Below are 636 nucleotides of genomic sequence, written 5' to 3' on the forward strand. Positions count from 1 at the left end.
ATGGGCGAACTCCCTGATTCTACGCTGCCAAGAAAAGCTTCTAGCGAGGTAAAAGGTGCCCGTACCGCAAACCGACACAGGTAGGCGAGGAGAGAATCCTAAGGTGAGCGAGAGAACTCTGGTTAAGGAACTCGGCAAAATGACCCCGTAACTTCGGGAGAAGGGGTGCTCTTCGTAAGGAGAGCCGCAGTGAATAGGCCCAAGCGACTGTTTAGCAAAAACACAGGTCTCTGCGAAGCCGCAAGGCGAAGTATAGGGGCTGACACCTGCCCGGTGCTGGAAGGTTAAGAGGAGAGGTTAGCTCACGCGAAGCTTTGAATCGAAGCCCCAGTAAACGGCGGCCGTAACTATAACGGTCCTAAGGTAGCGAAATTCCTTGTCGGGTAAGTTCCGACCCGCACGAAAGGTGTAACGATTTGGGCACTGTCTCAACCAGAGACTCGGTGAAATTATAGTACCTGTGAAGATGCAGGTTACCCGCGACAGGACGGAAAGACCCCGTGGAGCTTTACTGTAGCCTGATATTGAATTTTGGTACAGCTTGTACAGAATAGGCGGGAGCCTGAGAAGCCGGAGCGCCAGCTTCGGTGGAGGCGCCTGTGGGATACCGCTCTGGCTGTATTGAAGTTCTAACCC

General features: G+C 53.5%; 1 rRNA gene. It reads left to right on the forward strand.

The features are described 5' to 3' along the window. Positions 1-636, forward strand: a 23S ribosomal RNA gene (locus tag AAHB12_RS31215); the annotation flags it as partial.

The sequence above is a fragment of the Bacillus sp. OTU530 genome (assembly GCF_038440375.1).